At 41.0% G+C, this 19,025-nt stretch carries 14 protein-coding genes; 7 read left to right on the forward strand and 7 right to left on the reverse strand.

Features of this window, described 5'->3' with window-relative positions; all coding sequences use genetic code 11:
• Nucleotides 1–7: 7 nt before the first annotated feature.
• The 3 genes from ileS to murJ all read right to left on the reverse strand — a co-directional run bounded on the left by ileS (nucleotide 8) and on the right by murJ (nucleotide 5,422).
• A complete protein-coding gene (ileS, locus tag BCU57_RS10985) occupies nucleotides 8–2,830 on the reverse strand; it encodes an isoleucine--tRNA ligase (RefSeq protein ID WP_102439204.1) in 2,823 nt (940 codons plus the stop codon).
• 32 nt (nucleotides 2,831–2,862) lie between these two features.
• Nucleotides 2,863–3,798, reverse strand: coding sequence for a bifunctional riboflavin kinase/FAD synthetase (ribF, locus tag BCU57_RS10990; RefSeq protein WP_102439205.1), 936 nt, complete (start codon nucleotides 3,796–3,798; stop codon nucleotides 2,863–2,865).
• A 64-nt stretch (nucleotides 3,799–3,862) separates the two neighbouring features.
• Complete coding sequence (gene murJ / locus BCU57_RS10995) at nucleotides 3,863–5,422, reverse strand: murein biosynthesis integral membrane protein MurJ (RefSeq protein WP_102439206.1); 1,560 nt, start codon at nucleotides 5,420–5,422, stop codon at nucleotides 3,863–3,865.
• Between the two features lie 256 nt (nucleotides 5,423–5,678).
• Between murJ and rpsT the strand changes: the two genes are divergently transcribed.
• The gene (rpsT, locus tag BCU57_RS11000; protein WP_076542960.1) at nucleotides 5,679–5,945 is read left to right on the forward strand and encodes a 30S ribosomal protein S20; all 267 of its coding nucleotides are present in this window, start codon (nucleotides 5,679–5,681) and stop codon (nucleotides 5,943–5,945) included.
• Between the two features lie 230 nt (nucleotides 5,946–6,175).
• Here the strand turns inward: rpsT and BCU57_RS11005 are convergent, their stop codons facing one another.
• Nucleotides 6,176–6,472 (reverse strand): ArsR/SmtB family transcription factor, encoded by a 297-nt coding sequence (locus BCU57_RS11005; protein WP_076542961.1) that lies wholly within the window; start codon nucleotides 6,470–6,472, stop codon nucleotides 6,176–6,178.
• A 134-nt stretch (nucleotides 6,473–6,606) separates the two neighbouring features.
• Here BCU57_RS11005 and BCU57_RS11010 point away from each other — a divergent pair, with 134 nt between their 5' ends.
• The gene (locus tag BCU57_RS11010) at nucleotides 6,607–8,043 is read left to right on the forward strand and encodes a M20/M25/M40 family metallo-hydrolase (protein WP_102439207.1); all 1,437 of its coding nucleotides are present in this window, start codon (nucleotides 6,607–6,609) and stop codon (nucleotides 8,041–8,043) included.
• Nucleotides 8,044–8,148: 105 nt separating this feature from the next.
• Here BCU57_RS11010 and yaaA read toward each other — a convergent pair whose 3' ends face one another.
• Both yaaA and BCU57_RS11020 read right to left on the reverse strand, forming a co-directional pair.
• Nucleotides 8,149–8,928: a peroxide stress protein YaaA gene (gene yaaA, locus BCU57_RS11015; RefSeq protein ID WP_102439208.1), complete on the reverse strand. Its 780-nt coding sequence runs from the start codon at nucleotides 8,926–8,928 to the stop codon at nucleotides 8,149–8,151.
• Between the two features lie 165 nt (nucleotides 8,929–9,093).
• Nucleotides 9,094–10,530 (reverse strand): alanine/glycine:cation symporter family protein, encoded by a 1,437-nt coding sequence (locus tag BCU57_RS11020; protein WP_076542978.1) that lies wholly within the window; start codon nucleotides 10,528–10,530, stop codon nucleotides 9,094–9,096.
• 575 nt (nucleotides 10,531–11,105) lie between these two features.
• Between BCU57_RS11020 and BCU57_RS11025 the strand changes: the two genes are divergently transcribed.
• The 5 genes from BCU57_RS11025 to BCU57_RS11045 all read left to right on the forward strand — a co-directional run bounded on the left by BCU57_RS11025 (nucleotide 11,106) and on the right by BCU57_RS11045 (nucleotide 18,212).
• The gene (locus BCU57_RS11025) at nucleotides 11,106–13,472 is read left to right on the forward strand and encodes a phosphoketolase family protein (protein WP_102439209.1); all 2,367 of its coding nucleotides are present in this window, start codon (nucleotides 11,106–11,108) and stop codon (nucleotides 13,470–13,472) included.
• 327 nt (nucleotides 13,473–13,799) lie between these two features.
• Nucleotides 13,800–14,903 (forward strand): OmpA family protein, encoded by a 1,104-nt coding sequence (locus BCU57_RS11030; protein ID WP_102439210.1) that lies wholly within the window; start codon nucleotides 13,800–13,802, stop codon nucleotides 14,901–14,903.
• Nucleotides 14,904–15,208: 305 nt separating this feature from the next.
• On the forward strand, nucleotides 15,209–16,162 hold the full coding sequence (tal, locus tag BCU57_RS11035) for a transaldolase (protein WP_102439211.1): 954 nt from the start codon (nucleotides 15,209–15,211) through the stop codon (nucleotides 16,160–16,162).
• Between the two features lie 17 nt (nucleotides 16,163–16,179).
• Complete coding sequence (gene pgi / locus BCU57_RS11040) at nucleotides 16,180–17,817, forward strand: glucose-6-phosphate isomerase (RefSeq protein ID WP_102439212.1); 1,638 nt, start codon at nucleotides 16,180–16,182, stop codon at nucleotides 17,815–17,817.
• A gap of 209 nt (nucleotides 17,818–18,026) precedes the next feature.
• Nucleotides 18,027–18,212 (forward strand): DUF3545 family protein, encoded by a 186-nt coding sequence (locus BCU57_RS11045; protein WP_076542968.1) that lies wholly within the window; start codon nucleotides 18,027–18,029, stop codon nucleotides 18,210–18,212.
• A 133-nt stretch (nucleotides 18,213–18,345) separates the two neighbouring features.
• On the opposite strand, the gene BCU57_RS11050 is transcribed toward BCU57_RS11045, so the two are convergent.
• The gene (locus tag BCU57_RS11050) at nucleotides 18,346–18,888 is read right to left on the reverse strand and encodes a hemerythrin domain-containing protein (protein WP_102439282.1); all 543 of its coding nucleotides are present in this window, start codon (nucleotides 18,886–18,888) and stop codon (nucleotides 18,346–18,348) included.
• Nucleotides 18,889–19,025 lie beyond the last annotated feature (137 nt).

Below are 19,025 nucleotides of genomic sequence, written 5' to 3' on the forward strand. Positions count from 1 at the left end.
AAGTCCTTTATGCAAAGTCGCGATGTTCGCCATCGCCTTCGATGTTAGTTACGCAGCGGCCACATAATGTCGCATGAGACTCGACAGTGCCAACATCTTCGCTGTAGTGCCAGCAACGCTCACACTTCTGAGCTTCACTTGCTGCAACAACAAGCTTTAATGCAGCAAGCTCTGTTTCAATTGCATCAGCTGGCGCATCACTTAATGGGGCAACAATCGCTTTAGATGTTAACAATACAAAACGTAGCTCATCATTCACTTGAGCCAGTTTTGCCGCTAACTCTTCATCAGCATATAAAGTCGCTTCAGCTTGCAGTGAGCCACCAATACGCTTATCACGACGGGCTTGCTCTAATACTTTATTGACTTCGTTACGAACAGCTAAAAGTTGCTGCCAGTATTCATCATTTAAATCGTCAGCTAAGGTCACTGACTCTAGGCCTTGGTACCATTCTTGAGTAAACACGTATTGCTCACGTTCACCAGGAAGTAGCTGCCAGATTTCATCAGCGGTAAAGCTTAAGATTGGTGCAATCCAACGTACCATTGCTTCAGCAATATGGTATAAAGCAGTTTGGCAACTACGACGAGCGTGACCATCTGATTTAGCAGTATACTGGCGATCTTTAATGATATCTAAGTAGAAGCTACCAAGCTCAACAGAACAGAACTGCATTAGTTTTTGGGTCACTAAGTGGAAATTATATTGCTCGTAAGCTTCAATGATTTCTTCTTGTAGTGCTACAGCGCGGCGTACTGCCCAGCGATCCAGTGACACCATATCTTCAGTAGCAATCATATCCGTTTCTGGATTAAAGCCACTTAAGTTAGCAAGTAAAAAGCGCGCGGTGTTACGAATACGGCGATATGAATCAGCGCTGCGATTTAAGATTTCATCAGAAACCGTCATCTCACCACTGTAATCAGTTGCTGCAACCCATAAGCGTAAGATGTCAGCGCCAAGCTTATTAATAACTTGTAGCGGTGCAATCACGTTACCTACTGATTTAGACATCTTACGGCCTTTACCATCAACGGTGAAACCGTGTGTTAGTACTTGCTTGTAAGGTGCTTTACCATTCATTGCCGTTGAAATCATCAATGAAGACATGAACCAGCCGCGATGCTGATCGCTACCTTCAAGGTATAAGTCAATCTCGTGGCCTTGGAATTCAGGGCGTGATGCAACAACTGATGAGAAAGTAGAACCTGAGTCATACCAAACATCTAAAGTATCAGTCACTTTACGGTATTGATCGGCTTCATCGCCAATCAGTTCACTGATCTCAAGATCCCACCAAGCTTGAATACCTTGTTGCTCGATACGGTGCGCAACGCGCTCCATGATAGAAACGCTATCAGGGTGTAATTCTTCAGTTTCACGGTTAACTAATAACGTGATTGGTACGCCCCAGGTACGTTGGCGTGAAATACACCAGTCAGGACGGTTCTCAACCATTTTTTCAATACGGCTTTGGCCCCAGTCAGGGATCCACTGCGTTTGTTCAATTTCAGATAACGCCTGCTTACGCAAGCCATGGTTATCCATTGAGATAAACCATTGTGGCGTTGCACGGAAGATAATGGGCGTTTTGTGTCTCCAGCAATGTGGGTAGCTGTGACGATATGCCACATGACACAACAGCTGGCCTTTCTCTTCTAATAAATCAACAACACTCTTATTGGCTTTGAATACGTGTTGACCAGCAAAAAACTCAGTGTCAGCTTTATAGACACCATTGTCACCAACAGGGTTTGCGACTTCTAAGCCGTACTTTTGACCAACCACGAAATCGTCTTGACCATGACCTGGTGCAGTATGAACTACGCCAGTACCAGCTTCAGTTGTTACGTGGTCACCAAGAATGGCAGGCACATCAAATGCAGAAAGAGGATGCTTGAAACGCATTAGCTCAAGCTCAGCGCCTTTTGTAGTACCGATAACCTGATGTGACTCAGCTTCAAAGCGGGTTAAACAGCCTTCAACTAGCACTTCAGCTAAAATAACGGTTTTAGTTACGCCATCTTTAACGAGCTCAACTAGGCTGTAATCAAGCTCTGGGCTTAATGATAATGCACGGTTAGCAGGGATAGTCCAAGGCGTCGTGGTCCAAATAACCGCTGAAACCGTGTTTGTGTAACCTTCAACGCCAAATTTCGCTGCAACCGCTGCGCTATCAACGGCATTAAATGCCACATCAATAGCGGGTGAGGTTTTATCTTCGTATTCAACTTCTGCTTCTGCTAACGCTGAACCACAGTCAGTACACCAATGAACAGGTTTAACACCTTTGTGCAGGTGACCGCTTTCAATCACTTTAGATAAAGAACGTACGATGTTAGCTTCAGTGCTGTAATCCATGGTTAAGTAAGGATTATGCCAATCACCAAATACACCTAAACGAATAAAGTCTTCACGTTGACCGTCAACTTGCTTAGCGGCGTATTTACGGCATTCTTCGCGAAAATCAGCAGCTGAAATCTTTTGACCTGGTTTGCCAACTTTTTTCTCTACCATTAATTCAATTGGTAAGCCGTGACAATCCCATCCAGGAATATAAGGCGCATCAAAACCTGCCATTGTTTTAGACTTAACAATGATATCTTTTAATATTTTGTTTACCGAGTGACCAATATGGATATTGCCATTCGCATACGGGGGGCCGTCATGCAAAATAAACGGTTTGCGACCAATTCGACTGTCACGAATTTTTTGATAAAGTTCGTCTTGAGTCCAACGGTCTAACATAGCTGGCTCACGATTAGCCAGATTACCGCGCATCGGAAAATCGGTTTCCGGCAAATTCAAAGTAGATTTATAGTCGGTCATTGATCCTATACCATTATTTGGGCTGATTAATCTCAACCTGCATCATTGCTAAATAAAGCTTTTGCTTCATTTACATCATTCAAAATTTGTTTTTTTAACGCATCCAGTGACTCGAACGGATGTTCATCACGGATTTTTGCCACTAATTCAACTTCCACTCTTTTACCGTATAAGTCACCAGAGTAGTCGAATAAGTGCACTTCTAATTGACAGACTTGCCCTTCAACAGTTGGCCTAAAACCAACATTAGCAACGCCTTCATAAATATCACTGCCATCCCAATACATTTTTACCGCAAACACCCCTCTAACAGGTGATACTTTGCGCTTTAATGCAATGTTGGCAGTTGGAAAACCAATGGTTCGCCCAATTTTTTGGCCGTGGGCCACTTTACCTGACAGTAACACTGGGTGCCCGAGTAAACGCCTTGCTTGCTCTAAGTTCCCTAATGCTAACTGCTCACGAACCGCAGTGGAGCTCACTCTGGTCGAACCTAAGATAAAGCTTTGGGTACTGACCACAGTAAAACCGAACTTTTTACCCGCTTCAAGTAACATATCAAAGGTGCCAGTTCTGTTTTTACCAAAACAAAAATCATCACCAACCACTAGATACTTCACCCCTAATTTATTGACTAATAAATCTTCAATAAATTGCTCTGCCGGTTGATTAGCAAAACGAGTATTAAAATTAGCACACAGAAGACGATCAATATTGAGCTCTTCTAGCAAACTAATTTTATCTCTTAATAAGCTAATTCTTGCAGGGGCATCTTGTTGGCGAAATAACTCTTGCGGTTGTGGCTCAAAGGTCATTACTACAGCAGGTAGCTGAAAGTGTTTAGCTTTATTAACTAAATTATTAATCACTTGCGCATGACCACGATGCACACCATCAAAGTTACCAATAGTGAGCACGCATCCATTATGCGAAGGTAAAATATTATGTATACCGCGAATTAGTTCCATTACGCCAAACAACTGCTACTGTAAATCGGCTGATTATATACTAGATAGAATGGATAATCAGCATTCATGATCGACGTTTCATTGTCCAAGGTTTTAGCCCCATTAGCACTAAGCTGAATAAATAGGCTAATGCACCTAATATGATGAGTTTTAACAGGCTGTAAACCTTAACTTGCATTGCCATATCTAACCACATTTGCTGCTCTGGTAATAAGTAAACTAAAAGCGCTGCCATCACGAGTGTCGCAATGACCACTTTAGCGAAAAATACCATGGTTGAACGATTGACTTTATAGACACCAGCTAGGTGTAAGCCTCGATATAACAGGCCGGCATTAAGAAAGGCTGACATAGAAGTGGCAATTGCAAGTCCTACGTAGCCAAATGGAATGGCAAAAATGATATTGAACACCATATTGCTTACCATGGCGATAATACCGAATTTAACTGGGGTTTTAGTATCTTGGCGTGAGTAATACCCCGGCGCCAATACTTTAATCATCATAAAACTCAGTAAGCCACAACCATAAGCCACTAAACTGTACGATGCCATCTCAACATCAGATACTGTAAATGCGCCGCGCATAAAAAGCACCATTAACATCGGCTGAGCAAGAATGATTAATCCCAGCATGGCTGGCATGCCCAATAATAAAATGGCTCTTACTCCCCAGTCCATAGTGTCACTAAAACCACTGCCTTTATCATCAATATGCTTTCTAGATAAAGCTGGCAAAATAACCGTCGCAATGGCAATACCAAACAATCCTAAAGGGAACTCAAGTAAGCGGTCTGAGTAGTAAAGCCAACTAATAGAGCCTGTCATTAAAAAACTGGCAATAAAGGTATCGAACAGTAAATTGATTTGCGAAACAGAAACGCCAAATAATGCAGGGATCATTAAGGTTCTGATTTTCACGACCCCACTGTGGTTCCAGCCCCATGACGGTTTTACTAAGGCATTTTCACGTAGTAAAAACGGAATTTGAAACAAAAACTGCACTAAACCACCAAAAAACACCCCTAAAGCTAAAGCGATTTCAGGTTGTTCCATCTTGGGGGCAAACACTAAAGCGGCAATAATAATGGTAATATTCAAAAATACCGGCGTAAAGGCAGAAACTGCAAACTTACCGCGGGTATTTAATATTGAGCCAGCCAGTGCGGTTAAGGTAATAAACCATAAATAAGGGAAGGTAATTTTGAGCATCATAGAGGCAAGTTCAAACTTTGCCGCATCCGGCCCATCGTTCATCCAATCATAAAACCAGCCACCAGCAAATAATGCAGCAAGTATCGGTGAGCCGATAACACCAATTAAGGTTACAACGCTCACTATGCCGCCCAAAGTACCGGCCACTTTACCTATAAGCTCACGGGTTTCAGCTGGGGTTTTGTTTTGTTGGTATTCTGTCAACACCGGCACGAATGCCTGTGCGAAAGCACCTTCAGCAAATAATCGACGTAAAAAATTGGGAATTTTATTGGCAAAGATAAACACATCGGCACTACTACCTGCACCCATTAAGTTGGCAATGACTACATCTCTAACCAAGCCAAGCACCCGAGATATCAAGGTCATAACACTGACGATAGCACCTGATTTTAATAACGATTTACTCAAGCATCACTCCAAAGCCGCACACAAGCGTTTAAATTAAGTCTGATATATCTCAAATTTTCGATTCTAATGCTGTCTATGGGGTATAAGAACTGATAGAATTGCGCCACATCTTACACGAGTTGGGTTGAAGATAACCGAGCCAGGTAGTTTTATTTGTCTTTTCGACGTTATTTCTATCATATTCATTGACAAAATGAATAAAAGCAGGCATATTCCTCGCCCTCAAAGTATTAAACCCAGTTTTAGGAGTTGCACCTTGGCTAATAGCAAGTCTGCAAAGAAGCGCGCGCTTCAGTCTGAAAAACGTCGTCAGCATAACGCTAGTCGTCGTTCAATGTTACGTACATACGTTAAAAGAGTTATCGCTGCTATCCAGAGCGGTGACCACAAAGCGGCTACCGAAGCATTCGCAGCAGCACAACCAATTGTTGACCGTATGGCGACTAAAGGCCTTATTCACAAGAATAAAGCTGCTCGTCAAAAGGCACGTATAAACGCAAAAATCAAAGCACTAGCTGCTTAATTTTAGCGATTTATATTACAAAAACCGACTTAGGTCGGTTTTTTTATACCTGCAATAAAATAACTCACAAAAAATACTCTCTCCACTTGCCCTGCCTTCAAGCTTTTACGGACATTTTTGCGCTAAATATCAAATCCATATTTAAGACATAAAAAAACGCCTTAACTCGATCTTACTGTCATCAGTAGCAAGATATTGTTAAGACGTTATAGGTATCAAAATTATTGCCATTAATGGCAGTATAAATTATCCAATACTTTTATTAGCTCACGAACTTCATCACTTTTAAGTGAATAAAACACAGTTTGCGCTTCTTTACGTGTACAAACGAGATTGTCTTTTCTCAGCCAAGCTAAATGCTGCGATAACGCAGATTGGCTTAGACCTAGTTTTTTATTCATCTCACCGACACACATTTCGCCTTCATTCAGCAAATGGCACAAAATAAATAAACGGCGTTCATTTGCCAGTGCCTTTAGCATTACCACAGCATGATCTGCTCGCTGCTGCATCATTTCTATATTCATCACGCGTTAGCTCTCCTTAATCATCACTGAGACTAATATAGCCTTCCCTAACAAATCGGGCAGCGACATGAAGCACACTTTTTGGTAGATTGTTTTTAAAAATGAGACTTAGCTAATAAAAATGAAGGAAACTCATGAAAAACTATAAGAAATCAATTTTTACAGGGATAGTTTTAGCCGCTATATCAGGCTGTCAAAGCCAGACAAATGATACCCAAGTAACACAATTACCACAGTCTGCTAACGATGTAATTAGCCAGCAACTAGCCACAAAGGCGTTATCTTCTACTTTAGGTTATGACATTGTTGAATCATTGACAGTGGAAGTCGGCCCTCGACTCGCCGGTTCCGAGAAAGATCTCATCGCAGTCGAATGGGCGATGAATAAACTCAAAAGCTTAGGTTTTGATAAGGTCTATAAGGAATCTGTCCAAGTCCCAGCTTGGTCACGAGGCCATGCTCAGGCATCAATCGTCTCACCGTTTGAGCAACCGCTGGTCATTAGCGCTCTAGGTGGCAGCGTGGCAACGCCTGAGTCAGGTTTACAAGCCCAGATAGTGCGCTTTGACACCCTTGCTGCACTACAAGTCGCCGATCCAGCATTAGTCGAAGGCAAAATTGTCTTTATTGATCATAAAACCGAGCGCCATATTAGTGGTAAAGGCTATGGTCAGTCTGTTGGCGGCCGCTCAAGAGGCGCGGTTGCTGCAGCAGAAAAAGGCGCTGTCGCTGTGGTCATTCGCTCAATAGGTACCGATCATGACCGCATGGCCCATACCGGCATGATGCGTTACAAAGATGGAGTGGCAAAAATTCCAGCTGCTGCATTGTCTGCACCAGATGCTGATATGATTAATGCCATGTTAAAAAGAGATAAGAACATCAGCTTATCACTTAACCTCTCTTCAAAGAATTTAGGGGTCGCAACATCCTACAATGTTATTGCCGAGGTAACTGGCAGTAGTAAGGCTGAAGAAGTGGTGCTGATTGGCGCTCACCTTGACTCTTGGGATGAAGGCACGGGTGCAATTGATGATGGTGCAGGCGTTGCGATTGTGACTGCAGCGGCGAAATTGATTCAAGATTTACCTCAAAAACCAGCGAGAACCATTCGAGTGGTATTATATGCCGCAGAAGAAGTGGGATTAGTTGGCGGTAAGGCTTATGCAAAGCAACATGCTGACGAGCTGGTTAATCATTATATTGCCGCAGAATCTGATTTTGGCGCAGGCAAGATTTACCAAATTGATTTCAACGTTAATCCACACGTATTTGAGCAAGTTAAAACTGAGCACAGTTCAATGACCATCAACGGGGTTAAGTTAGGGAACAATAACGCTTCTGGTGGCCCTGACGTGTCTATGATGCCCTCTCTAGGTGTCCCTGTGGCGTCCCTTCGACAAGATGGTACTGATTACTTTGATTATCACCACACCCCTAACGACACTTTAGATAAAATCGACCCTACCGCATTAGCGCAAAATGTCGCTGCTTATGCGCAATTTGCTTATATCATGGCGCAATCAGAACTTAACTTACGCCCATTAGCTAAAAAGGCCGATAAGAAATAATCTATCAGCCTTTTATCGCAAAAAAGCAGTTAAGGAGTTCAAACCTTAGCTGCTTTTTTATTAAGTATTTTTTTACCCGTTACATTACACTGAAACTTGTAGTGGTTACTTAATTTGCTCTTCTCTTAAAAACACTGGCGCTGCAGGTGTCGATAAGTCTTCACTGTAATAATAGCCATCTAAGTCAAATTGCTGCAATTGTGCCAATGACGTCACATCGTTTTGGATAATGTAACGCGCCATCAAGCCGCGGGCTCTTTTGGCATAAAAACTGATCACCTTGTATTGACCATTTTTGCAGTCTTTAAATACCGGGGTGATTAAAGTGGCCTTAAGTAGTTTGGGTTTAACCGCTTTAAAATACTCATTTGAGGCTAAATTAATGACGATATCATCGCTTTGATTAGCAACAGCTGCGTTAACTTCATTGGTGATTGTCTCGCCCCAAAATGCATAAAGATTTTTACCTGCGGGGTTTACCAAGCTGGTGCCCATTTCTAAACGGTAGGCTTGCATCAAATCCAGCGGCTTCAGTAAGCCATACAAACCAGATAAAATTCGTAGGTGCTTTTGAGCCTTATCGATTTCAATATCAGACAGTGAGTCAGCATCAAGGCCGGTATATACATCGCCCCTAAAGGCAAACATACCTTGCTTGGCATTATCTAGAGTAAAACGTGGTTGCCACTGTGCAAATCGAGCCGCATTCAAACCTGCTATTTTATCGCTCACTTTCATTAAAGAGGCAATATCCATTGGCGTCAATTCACGACATACGTCAATCAATTGTTGGCTGTAATCTAGCAAAGTCGGTTGAGTAAACTTCTTGGTTGATGCAGGCGTTTCAAAATCAAGTGTTTTGGCAGGAGAAACTAATACTAGCATTGCTGATAATCCTATTTTATAAAATGGACTCTAATTCATGCTATCTATCATACTGAGCTTCATAAAAAAAACCATGCAATTACTGCATGGTTTTTTAGATTGTGCTAAATGCTTTTTTCAGATTTGATTAATCTGCAATTAACATTCGCGATTAAGTAAAGTGAGTTACTTGGTCACTTCAACTTCTTTATTGATCCAAATCCCATCTTCTATCTGACCTTCAAGCTCTGGGAACTTAGTCGTATCAAATACAGGATCTTCACCCTTATTAACTTGTTGGCGGTAATCATTAATAATTCTCACCGCTAAACCTGACAATAACAGCAGGGCAATCATATTAACTAACGCCATCAAGCCCATAGAAACGTCGGCTAAATCCCAAACGATGCCAATCTTAGCCACTGCGCCAAACATAACCATACCTAATACTGCGATACGGAAGATTGGTAGTGCACCTTTTTTATTGCCAGATAGAAACATCACGTTAGTTTCTGCATACGAATAGTTAGCAATAATTGACGTGAAACAGAAAAGTAAAATAGCAAAGGCAATAAATGCCCCACCCCAGTCACCCACATGATGCGTTAATGCATTAATGGTTCTTGCAATACCATCACCAGAGCCGCCACCATCACCAGACAATAAGATAATTGCCGCAGTAGCAGTACAGATAACAATAGTGTCCACAAACACACCCATCATTTGCACAAAACCTTGTGACGCTGGGTGATTAGGATTCGGTGAAGCACTTGCTGCAATATTGGCGGCACTACCCATACCTGCTTCATTAGAGAACAAGCCGCGAGCAATACCCGCCTGCATTGCTTGAGCAACACTGTATGCTACACCACCAGCAGCGGCCTCTTGCCAGCCAAATGCACTGTTAATCACCAACATAAATACGGCAGGCAATTGCTCAACATTCATTAAAACAACAACCAAGGCAATCGCAATGTAGGCTAATGCCATAATCGGAACGATAATTTCTGACACTCTAGCGACCTTTTTAAGACCGCCCATAATCACGAGGCCACTCAATAGCGCAATCCCAAGACCGACATAAATTGGATTTAAATCAAATACGGCAGTCATTGCACCAGAGATAGTATTTGCTTGAACAGCATTAAACACTAAGCCAAAACAAATAATCAGTAGGATTGAAAATAGAATCCCCATCCAGCGTTGGCCAAGGCCTTTTTCCATATAATATGAAGGGCCACCACGATACTGCCCGTCAACGTCTTTAACTTTATAAACTTGCGCTAACGTTGACTCGATCATTGCCGTCGCCATACCGAGCATGGCAATGGCCCACATCCAAAATACTGCCCCAGGACCTGCGGCACCGATTGCAACCGCAACACCAGCCATATTTCCGGCTCCGACACGGGCAGCCATACTGGTACAAAAAACTTGAAATGAAGATAAGCCATGCTTACCAGGGCGGCGGCTAATCGCTAATACTTTAACGCCGTGTACGAAATGAGTAATTTGAATACAGCCAAGACGAACAGTAAAAAAGATACCTGCGCCTACCAGCCCATAAACTAACAATTTACCCCAGAGTAAATTGTTCATGAAACCAACAATTGTTTCTAACATTGCCATTTGCTTAATCTATTCCTTGGAATAACTTTATTTTGTAAAAATATGCTTAAACCGAGCAACACCTTCAGACAAAATAAAATTATCGAATTATTATAATGAGCTCATCAAAATCTAAGTTCGCAGCCTCAGCATGTATTCGTAAATAGCCAAGCTGTTACTGTTTATTAAATTCAGTGAGCGAATATATTAGTTAATTATTATTTAGCATTATTCAAGTTAACTTTACTGACTTTAACCAGTAAAGCCCAGCAAACATTACCACTCTTTACCACTTATCGCTTAGTTATAGGTGTTCTCAAAAAAATGCGAGAAAAAACTAGCATAGAAAAACTTCAAGCATAGGTGACAGTGATCACATTTATTTAAATAGCCGCCTAAAGCCCCATCTAGAATAACAATTGCAAATCGCCTAACACCAAGTGACTCAACAATTTCTTAACCTAACATCATTTTATTAATGATTTTTTTTAATACAAAGTTAGATCAATAACACATTATTGGTTCAATTTAGGGGATACAGTGTTCTCATTAAAAGCTAAATCAATCTTATCTTTCATAATGAGGTCACTATGACACAGCAAAATGAAATCACTGCTCTTAAAAAATATGTTAGAGCAACTAACTTCCTCGCTACCTCACAAATCTATCTTAAGCAAAATGTGCTTTTTAAAAGAGAGCTACAACATACAGACATTAAACCTCGACTTTTAGGTCATTGGGGTACCTGTCCAGGTATCAATTTTGTGTATGCAAACGTTAATCGCTTAATCGTTAAGCATGAAAGAGAATTCATTTATTTAGTCGGTCCTGGTCACGGCTTCCCAGCAGTTCAAGCTAACCTGTTTGTTGAAGGTTCTTTAAGCCATTTTTATCCAGAAACCATCCCCTATAACGAATCAGGTATTGAAGATATCTGTAAAAAGTTCTCAGCAGCATATGGCTACCCTTCTCATGCAAACCCTGAAGCCCCCGGCCAAATTTTAGAAGGTGGCGAATTAGGTTATTCATTATCCGTTGCTTGGGGCGCCGTTCTTGATAATCCAAACTTAATCGCAGCTTGTTTAGTTGGTGATGGTGAGTCTGAAACAGGGCCATTAGCTGCATCATGGTATGCCAACCGGTTAGTCGACCCTGCAACCAATGGTGCGGTACTGCCCATTGTGCATATTAATGGCTATAAAATCTCAGGCCCGACTCGTATGGGACGCATGAGTCATGAAGAGTTAGATCTTGAATTTCGTGGTTTAGGTTATCATCCCATTATTGTTGATGATCAACTTGAAGAGGATGTGTTTGTTCAAATGAAAGAGGCTATGGACTTAGCTTACGAGATGATCAATGATATCCAAACTCGTGCCCGTCGCGGCGAAGATGTTTGTAAGCCTCGCTGGCCGGTTATTCTTATGCGAACAGCTAAAGGCTGGACAGGTACATCTGAGTTTGGCGGTAAGAAGCTAGCTGGCAACTGCGAATCTCATCAAGTCATCGTCAATAAGTGTGCAACAGATGCAGGTCACCTAAAAGCGCTTAATGACTGGTTAGCAAGTTACAAATTTGATGAACTGTGCAGTATCAATGCGCAAGGTGAAATTACCTTTGATGAAGAAATTCAATCTTTGATTCCACCTAAGCAGTTATGTTGTGGTCGCCAACACTTAAGTTATGGCGGTGAAGTAGTCCGTGCACTTGCTCAACCAGATCTTAAAAAACTAAGTTATGGTCCAGAAACCCCACGTGGTACTCGCGGCGTATCAATGTACAAAATGGGCGAGTGGATGCGTGACGCATTCAAATTAAATCGAGATCAACGTAACTTACGTATCTTCAGCCCAGATGAAACATACTCAAATCAACTGCAAGCGGTATTTGAAGAAACAGATCGTGCATGGCAATGGCCGATTGAAAGCTGGGATCAAGATATGGCGCGTGATGGCCGTGTTATTGAACTGCTATCGGAAAACTTACTTTTCGGTATGATGCACGGTTACACAGTAACAGGTCGGCATGCCATGTTCCCAACCTATGAAGCCTTCTCTCAAGTAGTTTCATCAATGGCTGATCAGTACTGTAAATATGTGTATGCCAGTCAAGGGGTTCACTTCCGTAAACCTGTACCTTCTTGTAATGTTGTTTTGTCTTCTTTATTAGAGCGTCAAGATCATAATGGTTATTCGCATCAAAACCCTTCATTTCTAGGTGCTATGTTAGAAAAGCATCCAGATATTATTTCTGCATATTTACCTGCTGATGGTAACAGTACACTCACTTATACAGAGCGTGCATATGAAGACCGCGACAAACTCAACATTTTAGTTGCAGGTAAAAAAGAGTTACCTCAATGGCTATCACTAGATGAAGCCCGTAAGCAAACTAAAGATGGCGTGATGGTATGGGATTTTGCATCAGATGATAATCCTGATGTAGTACTTGCAGGTTGTGGTGATTATGTCACTCAAGAATGTATGGCGTCATTAGTACTCATTAGAGAACTACTGCCAAGAGTGCGTATTCGTTATGTCAGTGTAACTGAACTTAATAGTAACGGTTTAGGTAGTCGTAAATTCCAAAATAAGCCTTGGTTAATGGATGAAATATTTACTGAAGATAAAGGCGTGGTATTTAACTACCATGGTTATCCAAATACCATCAAGAAATTGGTATTTGATTATAAAGGCAGTAAACGTTTCCGCATTAAAGGCTATGAAGAAGAAGGTTCAACTACAACACCATTTGATATGGGCGTTCGTAATGGCACATCACGTTATCACCTTGTGATTGATATGGCATACAAACTATTCCAACAAGGTGTTATTGATGAAACTCAGCATGTTCAAATCACAACGGATATGCTCCAAAGATTAGTAGAACACCGTAACTACATTAAGGCCAACGGTGTTGACCCAGTAGACATTGAAAATTGGGTTTGGACTCGGTAATTAGATTAGAGTTCAAAAAACAAACTACAATCGTTTATAACGAGTTAAAGCGCCTTTGGGCGCTTTTTCTTTATACCACGGACAACAAAGCCCATCGTCAATTCATTAGAAAAAACCAACACTGCAACATCTTGCGCGGATTCGTTAGGTATTTGTTGGTAATATTTTAAAAATATTCGTAACTACTATGGAAAACCATTGAATTTAAGACGATAATTAGCTTGCCAGCTAAATCATAATAGGAACGCCAAATAAGTGCTGGTGACACTTAAGGTAAACAATCGGTTTACATGTGTTTTGGTGACATAAAATAACAATGGACTATATATGATGAAAAACACCTTAAAAGTAGTATTACTCACCTCAATGTTGCCTTTTGCCGCTGTCGCAGAACAAGAGTTAACGCCATGGTATGTCGGTGGTGGTTTAGGGATTAATAATTACGAACCACATTGCGACCTTAAAACAATGACCCAATGTGAAGATGATGACCCTTATGCTTGGGATGTCTTCGGTGGTTACTTATTTAATGACTATTTTGGTATTGAACTCGGTTATAGAGACTTAGGTCGTATTCAATGGACAGATTTCAGTAATAAACGTAATGATGTCGGCGCTAGAGGCATGGCATTAGGTTTAGTCGGTTTTTATCCTTTCGCTGACAAGTGGAGTTTGTCTGCTGAGGCTGGCGGAATGAACTACCTTTTAAAGAACATAAAAAATTATGGCACTGAGTATTACAGTGACAGCGGTATTGCGCCCTATATCGGTGCTGGTATCGGTTATAATTTTACCGAAAACTTAAAACTGCAGGCTAAATATCGTCGCTACGAAAACTTAGACGATGATAAATATAATACCCTTGAAATGGAAAGTAACTATTGGGGCTTAGAATTAAGCTACCGCTTTGGTAAAGCTAAAGCAGCAGCTCCTGTTGTTGCAGCTGCTGTTGCACCAATTGATTCCGACAACGATGGCGTAATGGATGATCAAGATAGCTGTCCAGATACACCAGCAACTCACAAAGTTGATGCCAATGGTTGTACTGTCTACGAATTTGTAACAGAAAATCATGACTTAGGTGGTATTTTATTTGATAACAACTCTTCTGTTATTAAGTCAGCTTCTTATGCTGACATTGAAAAATTAGCTAATTACTTGAAGAAAAATCCTGAGCATACCGTATCAATCGAAGGTCACGCTTCTAATGTTGGCAAGCCTGCATATAATATGACCCTTTCTGAGAGTCGTGCTAAATCAGTCGCTGAAGCTTTAGCAGCTAAATATGATATTGAAGCAAGTCGTATTCAAGCTATTGGCTATGGTATTACTAAACCTATTATGGAAGGCAATACCGCTGAAGCCCATAAGCAAAATCGTCGTATTGAAGCTATCGTAACCGGCACAGAAAAACGTGCGGTTCTAAAATAATCAACTAATTAAGCTGGTAATAAAAAGTCGCTGCTTGCAGCGACTTTTTTGTTTTTGTAGCCATCAGCTAAAAAATAAAAACCCTTACCAATAAAGAGATGTTATCGGTAACACTTTTATTTCAACAATAAAAACAACTTAAACAACTAATAAATCAGGCATTAAATTACACAATTAGTTGCTTATGAGCTCATTTCACGTTTATTTGCGTTATTTTTTTACAAATGTTGTTGGAAAATACAGTAAGATCGCATTTAATAACTGTATTGAACAAAATAACTTTGTTACTTGAGAGGGAAATTTCCATGGCGAACACGTTAGCTCAACTAAAAGCACTAACCACAATCGTTGCTGATACCGGCGACATTGAAGCAATTAAACGCTACCAACCAGAAGACGCAACCACCAACCCTTCTCTAATTTTAAAAGCGGCGCAAATTCCTGAATATGCCCCATTAATTGATGATGCTATTGCTTGGGCAAAACAGCAGTCAAATGACACAGCTCAGCAAGTTGAAGACGCAGGTGATAAATTAGCCGTCAACATCGGTGTAGAAATTCTTAAGATTGTTCCAGGCCGCATCTCAACAGAAGTCGATGCCAGACTTTCTTTTGATAAAGCAGGCTCTATCGAAAAAGCCCATAAGCTAATTAACCTATATCAAGCAGCCGGTATTGATAAATCTCGCATTCTGATCAAGTTAGCATCTACTTGGGAAGGGATCTGCGCAGCAAAAGAGCTTGAGCAACAAGGCATCAACTGTAACCTAACGCTATTATTTAACTTTGCTCAAGCCCGAGCTTGTGCTGAAGCAGGTGTTTACCTTATTTCGCCATTTGTTGGTCGTATTTTAGATTGGTATAAGAAAGACACAGGTCTTGATTACACCGCTGAAACCGATCCTGGTGTGGTATCAGTAACCGATATCTATAACTACTATAAGCTTCACGGCTATAACACTGTGGTAATGGGTGCAAGTTTCCGTAACACTGGCGAAATTATCGAGCTTGCGGGCTGTGACCGCCTAACGATAGGCCCTGCGCTATTAGAAGAGTTAGCCAATAGCGATACTGTTATTAGCCAAAAGCTAAAACCTGCAACAACAACGGTTGCCGCGCCAGCACCATTAACCGAAGCACAGTTCCGTTGGGAATATAACCAAGACCCAATGGCTGTTGATAAACTTGCTGAAGGCATTCGCAACTTTGCCATCGACCAAGGTAAACTTGAGGTTATGCTAAACGCAAAACTTAGCTAATCAACGGAGTGATTTGCATGACTAATTTAACTCAGAGTAATACTTGGCAGCAGCTAAAGAAAAATACAGCAACGCTTCCCCATATGCGGGAGCTATTTGCTAATGACCCTAAACGTTTTGAGAAGATGAGCCTCAAAAGCTGCGGTTTATTATTAGATTATTCTAAAAACCGTATCGATAAGGAAGGCTTAGGATTATTGTTTGCATTAGCTGAAGAAACCCAGTTATCAGCTAAAATTTCTGCCATGTTTAATGGCGATATTATCAATAACACCGAAGGCCGTGCAGTATTACACACAGCGCTGAGAAGTAATCCTGAGCAAGTAATTATGGCTGAAGGGGCGAATATCGTCCCTGAAGTGCAGCAAACACTAGCAAAGATGACTCAGTTTGTGGCGTCTGTATCTCAAGGTGAATGGAAAGGTTATACCGGCAAAACCATTACTGATATTGTCAGTATTGGCATTGGTGGCTCATTCCTGGGGCCGAAGATTGTGTCTCAAGCATTACGACCTTATTGGCAAAAAGGCCTTAATTGCCATTTTGTGGCTAACGTTGATGCAAGCTCAATCTGTGAGAAGCTTAAAAACTTAGATGCTGAAACAACCTTATTTGTTATGTCATCTAAGTCATTTGGCACCCAAGAAACACTGACCAATACCCTAAGCGCTAAAGACTGGTTCCTCGAGCAAGGTGGTAGCCAAGCCGATGTCGCCAAGCACTTTGTCGCAGTAACATCAAACGTTGCTAAAGCGACTGAGTTTGGTATTGATGCTGACAATATTTTCCCGATGTGGGATTGGGTGGGTGGACGTTATTCATTATGGTCAGCCATTGGCTTACCCATAGCGTTATTAGTGGGTATGGATAACTTCAAGCAACTGCTTGATGGTGCCAACCAAATGGATCAACATTTTGCCCAAGCGCCACTTGAACAAAATATGCCTGTGATTATGGGCATGTTGTCAGTGCTTTATAGCAATTTTCATGATGCACAATCCCATGTAGTTTTGACCTATGATCATTATTTACGTGGTTTACCCGCTTACTTCCAGCAACTTGATATGGAAAGTAATGGTAAGTCGGTCATGCTTGATGGAACTCAGGTAGATTTCAATACCGGCCCAGTGATCTGGGGTGGTGAAGGCACCAATGGTCAGCATGCATATCACCAGTTGTTACATCAAGGTACAGCACTTATCCCAGCTGACTTTATTATGCCACTGCAAAGTCACAATCCATTAGGTGAACATCATAACCAGCTTGCTTCAAACTGCTTTGGCCAAACCCAAGCATTAATGCAAGGTCGCACTTATGAAGAAGCTTTAGCGGAATTGGCAGGCAAAGATACGCCTGATGCTGATAAAGCCCTTATTGCTAAGCACAAGACAATGGCAGGTAATAAGCCAAGTAATACCTTATTAATGGATAAGCTAACTCCAACGACCTTAGGTTCGTTAATTGCCTTATATGAACACCGCACGTTTGTTCAAGGCGCTATTTGGCAAATTAACTCTTTTGATCAATGGGGTGTGGAATTAGGTAAAGTCCTTGGCAACGATGTCCTAGACCGCATCGGCGCCAAAAATGATGCCACAGAGCTTGATAGCTCCAGTAATTCATTAATTAATTTATACCGTCAAGGTCAGATTTAAACACTAAAAAAGCCAGCTAAAGCTGGCTTTTTTATATACACTTTCATTTCCTCATAGCACAAGCCTCTAAATACGCCAGCAAAACACCACTTGAACATCACTTAAACATCACCTCCCATTAACAATATTGAAACATAACTATTGCACTATAGTGACGGAATATGATATTTATTTGAATAGAGACATCATAATAACAAGGGAGGTTTACCATGGATCGTTTAGACTATGGTGGTGCGCTAGACCAAGTTGTTGAAAGACCAACTCGCTCAAAAAGCTCAAATAAAAAACGTAAATGGCGAGAAATAGAAGCGTTAAAGGATAAACAGCGCTTACTTAAGGAACTTCAAGACATTGACACAAGTTTCGATTTTGATTTCGATGCGATGCCATTGTAAGCAAGATAACTAACTGAATAGTTATTCAAAGGTCTATATATAAAAAGAGCGCTTATAGCGCTCTTTTTAATTGCAATGCTTTTAACTGTAACTCGTTATCATTAATCCTTTAGGGGAGATAACACAGAGTCAGCTACTGTGGTTCAACTTCAGCAATATGCTCTTTAAGCTCTTCAAAGATATTATCATCACTATCGTTAAATAACGGATCATCAACTAAACGCTGCTCACATTGTTGCCATATTTTATCCCAATCACTGCCCTGCATGTGCTTAGCAAACAGAGGAAATAGCTCTTTTTCTTCATATTGCATATGAGCCGTTTGGATTTCAACATACGCTTTTAAGTCGGAAACCAACTTTTCTCGGGAAATCACCACATCTGAAAGTATCAAATTCAGACTATACATCAATGCACCAGATGACTCTGCTAGACTGCTATGTTCATCATGAAGCCTGGTCGTACTAGGGCTAGGAAAGTGCTTAATAAAGTAATCAAAAGTAATATCTTCTACCGGATGGTGACTATGCTCAGCATAAACCTGCATATATTCGACGACATCACGAATAAGCGCAAAATTAACTGATTCACCCTGAGAAAGTTTGTGATTTTTCTTGGCTAGAATATTCAATAATATGGCTATGTGTTTGTGATCATTCATTAGCCTTTTAAGTATCATCTTCTCCATTACCACAATTCCTTCATGTCTAAAAAGTTTAAACCTCTAGTATTATTAATCTACACTATGGATTGCGCAGATGTTATGACCGAGATCATAAAATACAAATCTGAAACATTCAGATGAGTTTAAAT

This window comes from Shewanella sp. 10N.286.48.B5, assembly GCF_002874355.2.
Taxonomy (GTDB): Bacteria; Pseudomonadota; Gammaproteobacteria; order Enterobacterales; family Shewanellaceae; genus Shewanella.

Bases quoted from the DNA above. Each gene is read 5' to 3' on its own strand.
- ileS (WP_102439204.1), bottom strand. From the start codon at position 2,830: ATGACCGACTATAAATCTACTTTGAATTTGCCGGAAACCGATTTTCCG.
- ribF (WP_102439205.1), bottom strand. From the start codon at position 3,798: ATGGAACTAATTCGCGGTATACATAATATTTTACCTTCGCATAATGGA.
- BCU57_RS11005 (WP_076542961.1), bottom strand. From the start codon at position 6,472: ATGAATATAGAAATGATGCAGCAGCGAGCAGATCATGCTGTGGTAATG.
- BCU57_RS11020 (WP_076542978.1), bottom strand. From the start codon at position 10,530: ATGTTAGAAACAATTGTTGGTTTCATGAACAATTTACTCTGGGGTAAA.
- BCU57_RS11045 (WP_076542968.1), top strand. From the start codon at position 18,027: ATGGATCGTTTAGACTATGGTGGTGCGCTAGACCAAGTTGTTGAAAGA.
- pgi (WP_102439212.1), top strand. From the start codon at position 16,180: ATGACTAATTTAACTCAGAGTAATACTTGGCAGCAGCTAAAGAAAAAT.
- BCU57_RS11025 (WP_102439209.1), top strand. From the start codon at position 11,106: ATGACACAGCAAAATGAAATCACTGCTCTTAAAAAATATGTTAGAGCA.
- BCU57_RS11030 (WP_102439210.1), top strand. From the start codon at position 13,800: ATGATGAAAAACACCTTAAAAGTAGTATTACTCACCTCAATGTTGCCT.
- BCU57_RS11010 (WP_102439207.1), top strand. From the start codon at position 6,607: ATGAAAAACTATAAGAAATCAATTTTTACAGGGATAGTTTTAGCCGCT.
- tal (WP_102439211.1), top strand. From the start codon at position 15,209: ATGGCGAACACGTTAGCTCAACTAAAAGCACTAACCACAATCGTTGCT.
- yaaA (WP_102439208.1), bottom strand. From the start codon at position 8,928: ATGCTAGTATTAGTTTCTCCTGCCAAAACACTTGATTTTGAAACGCCT.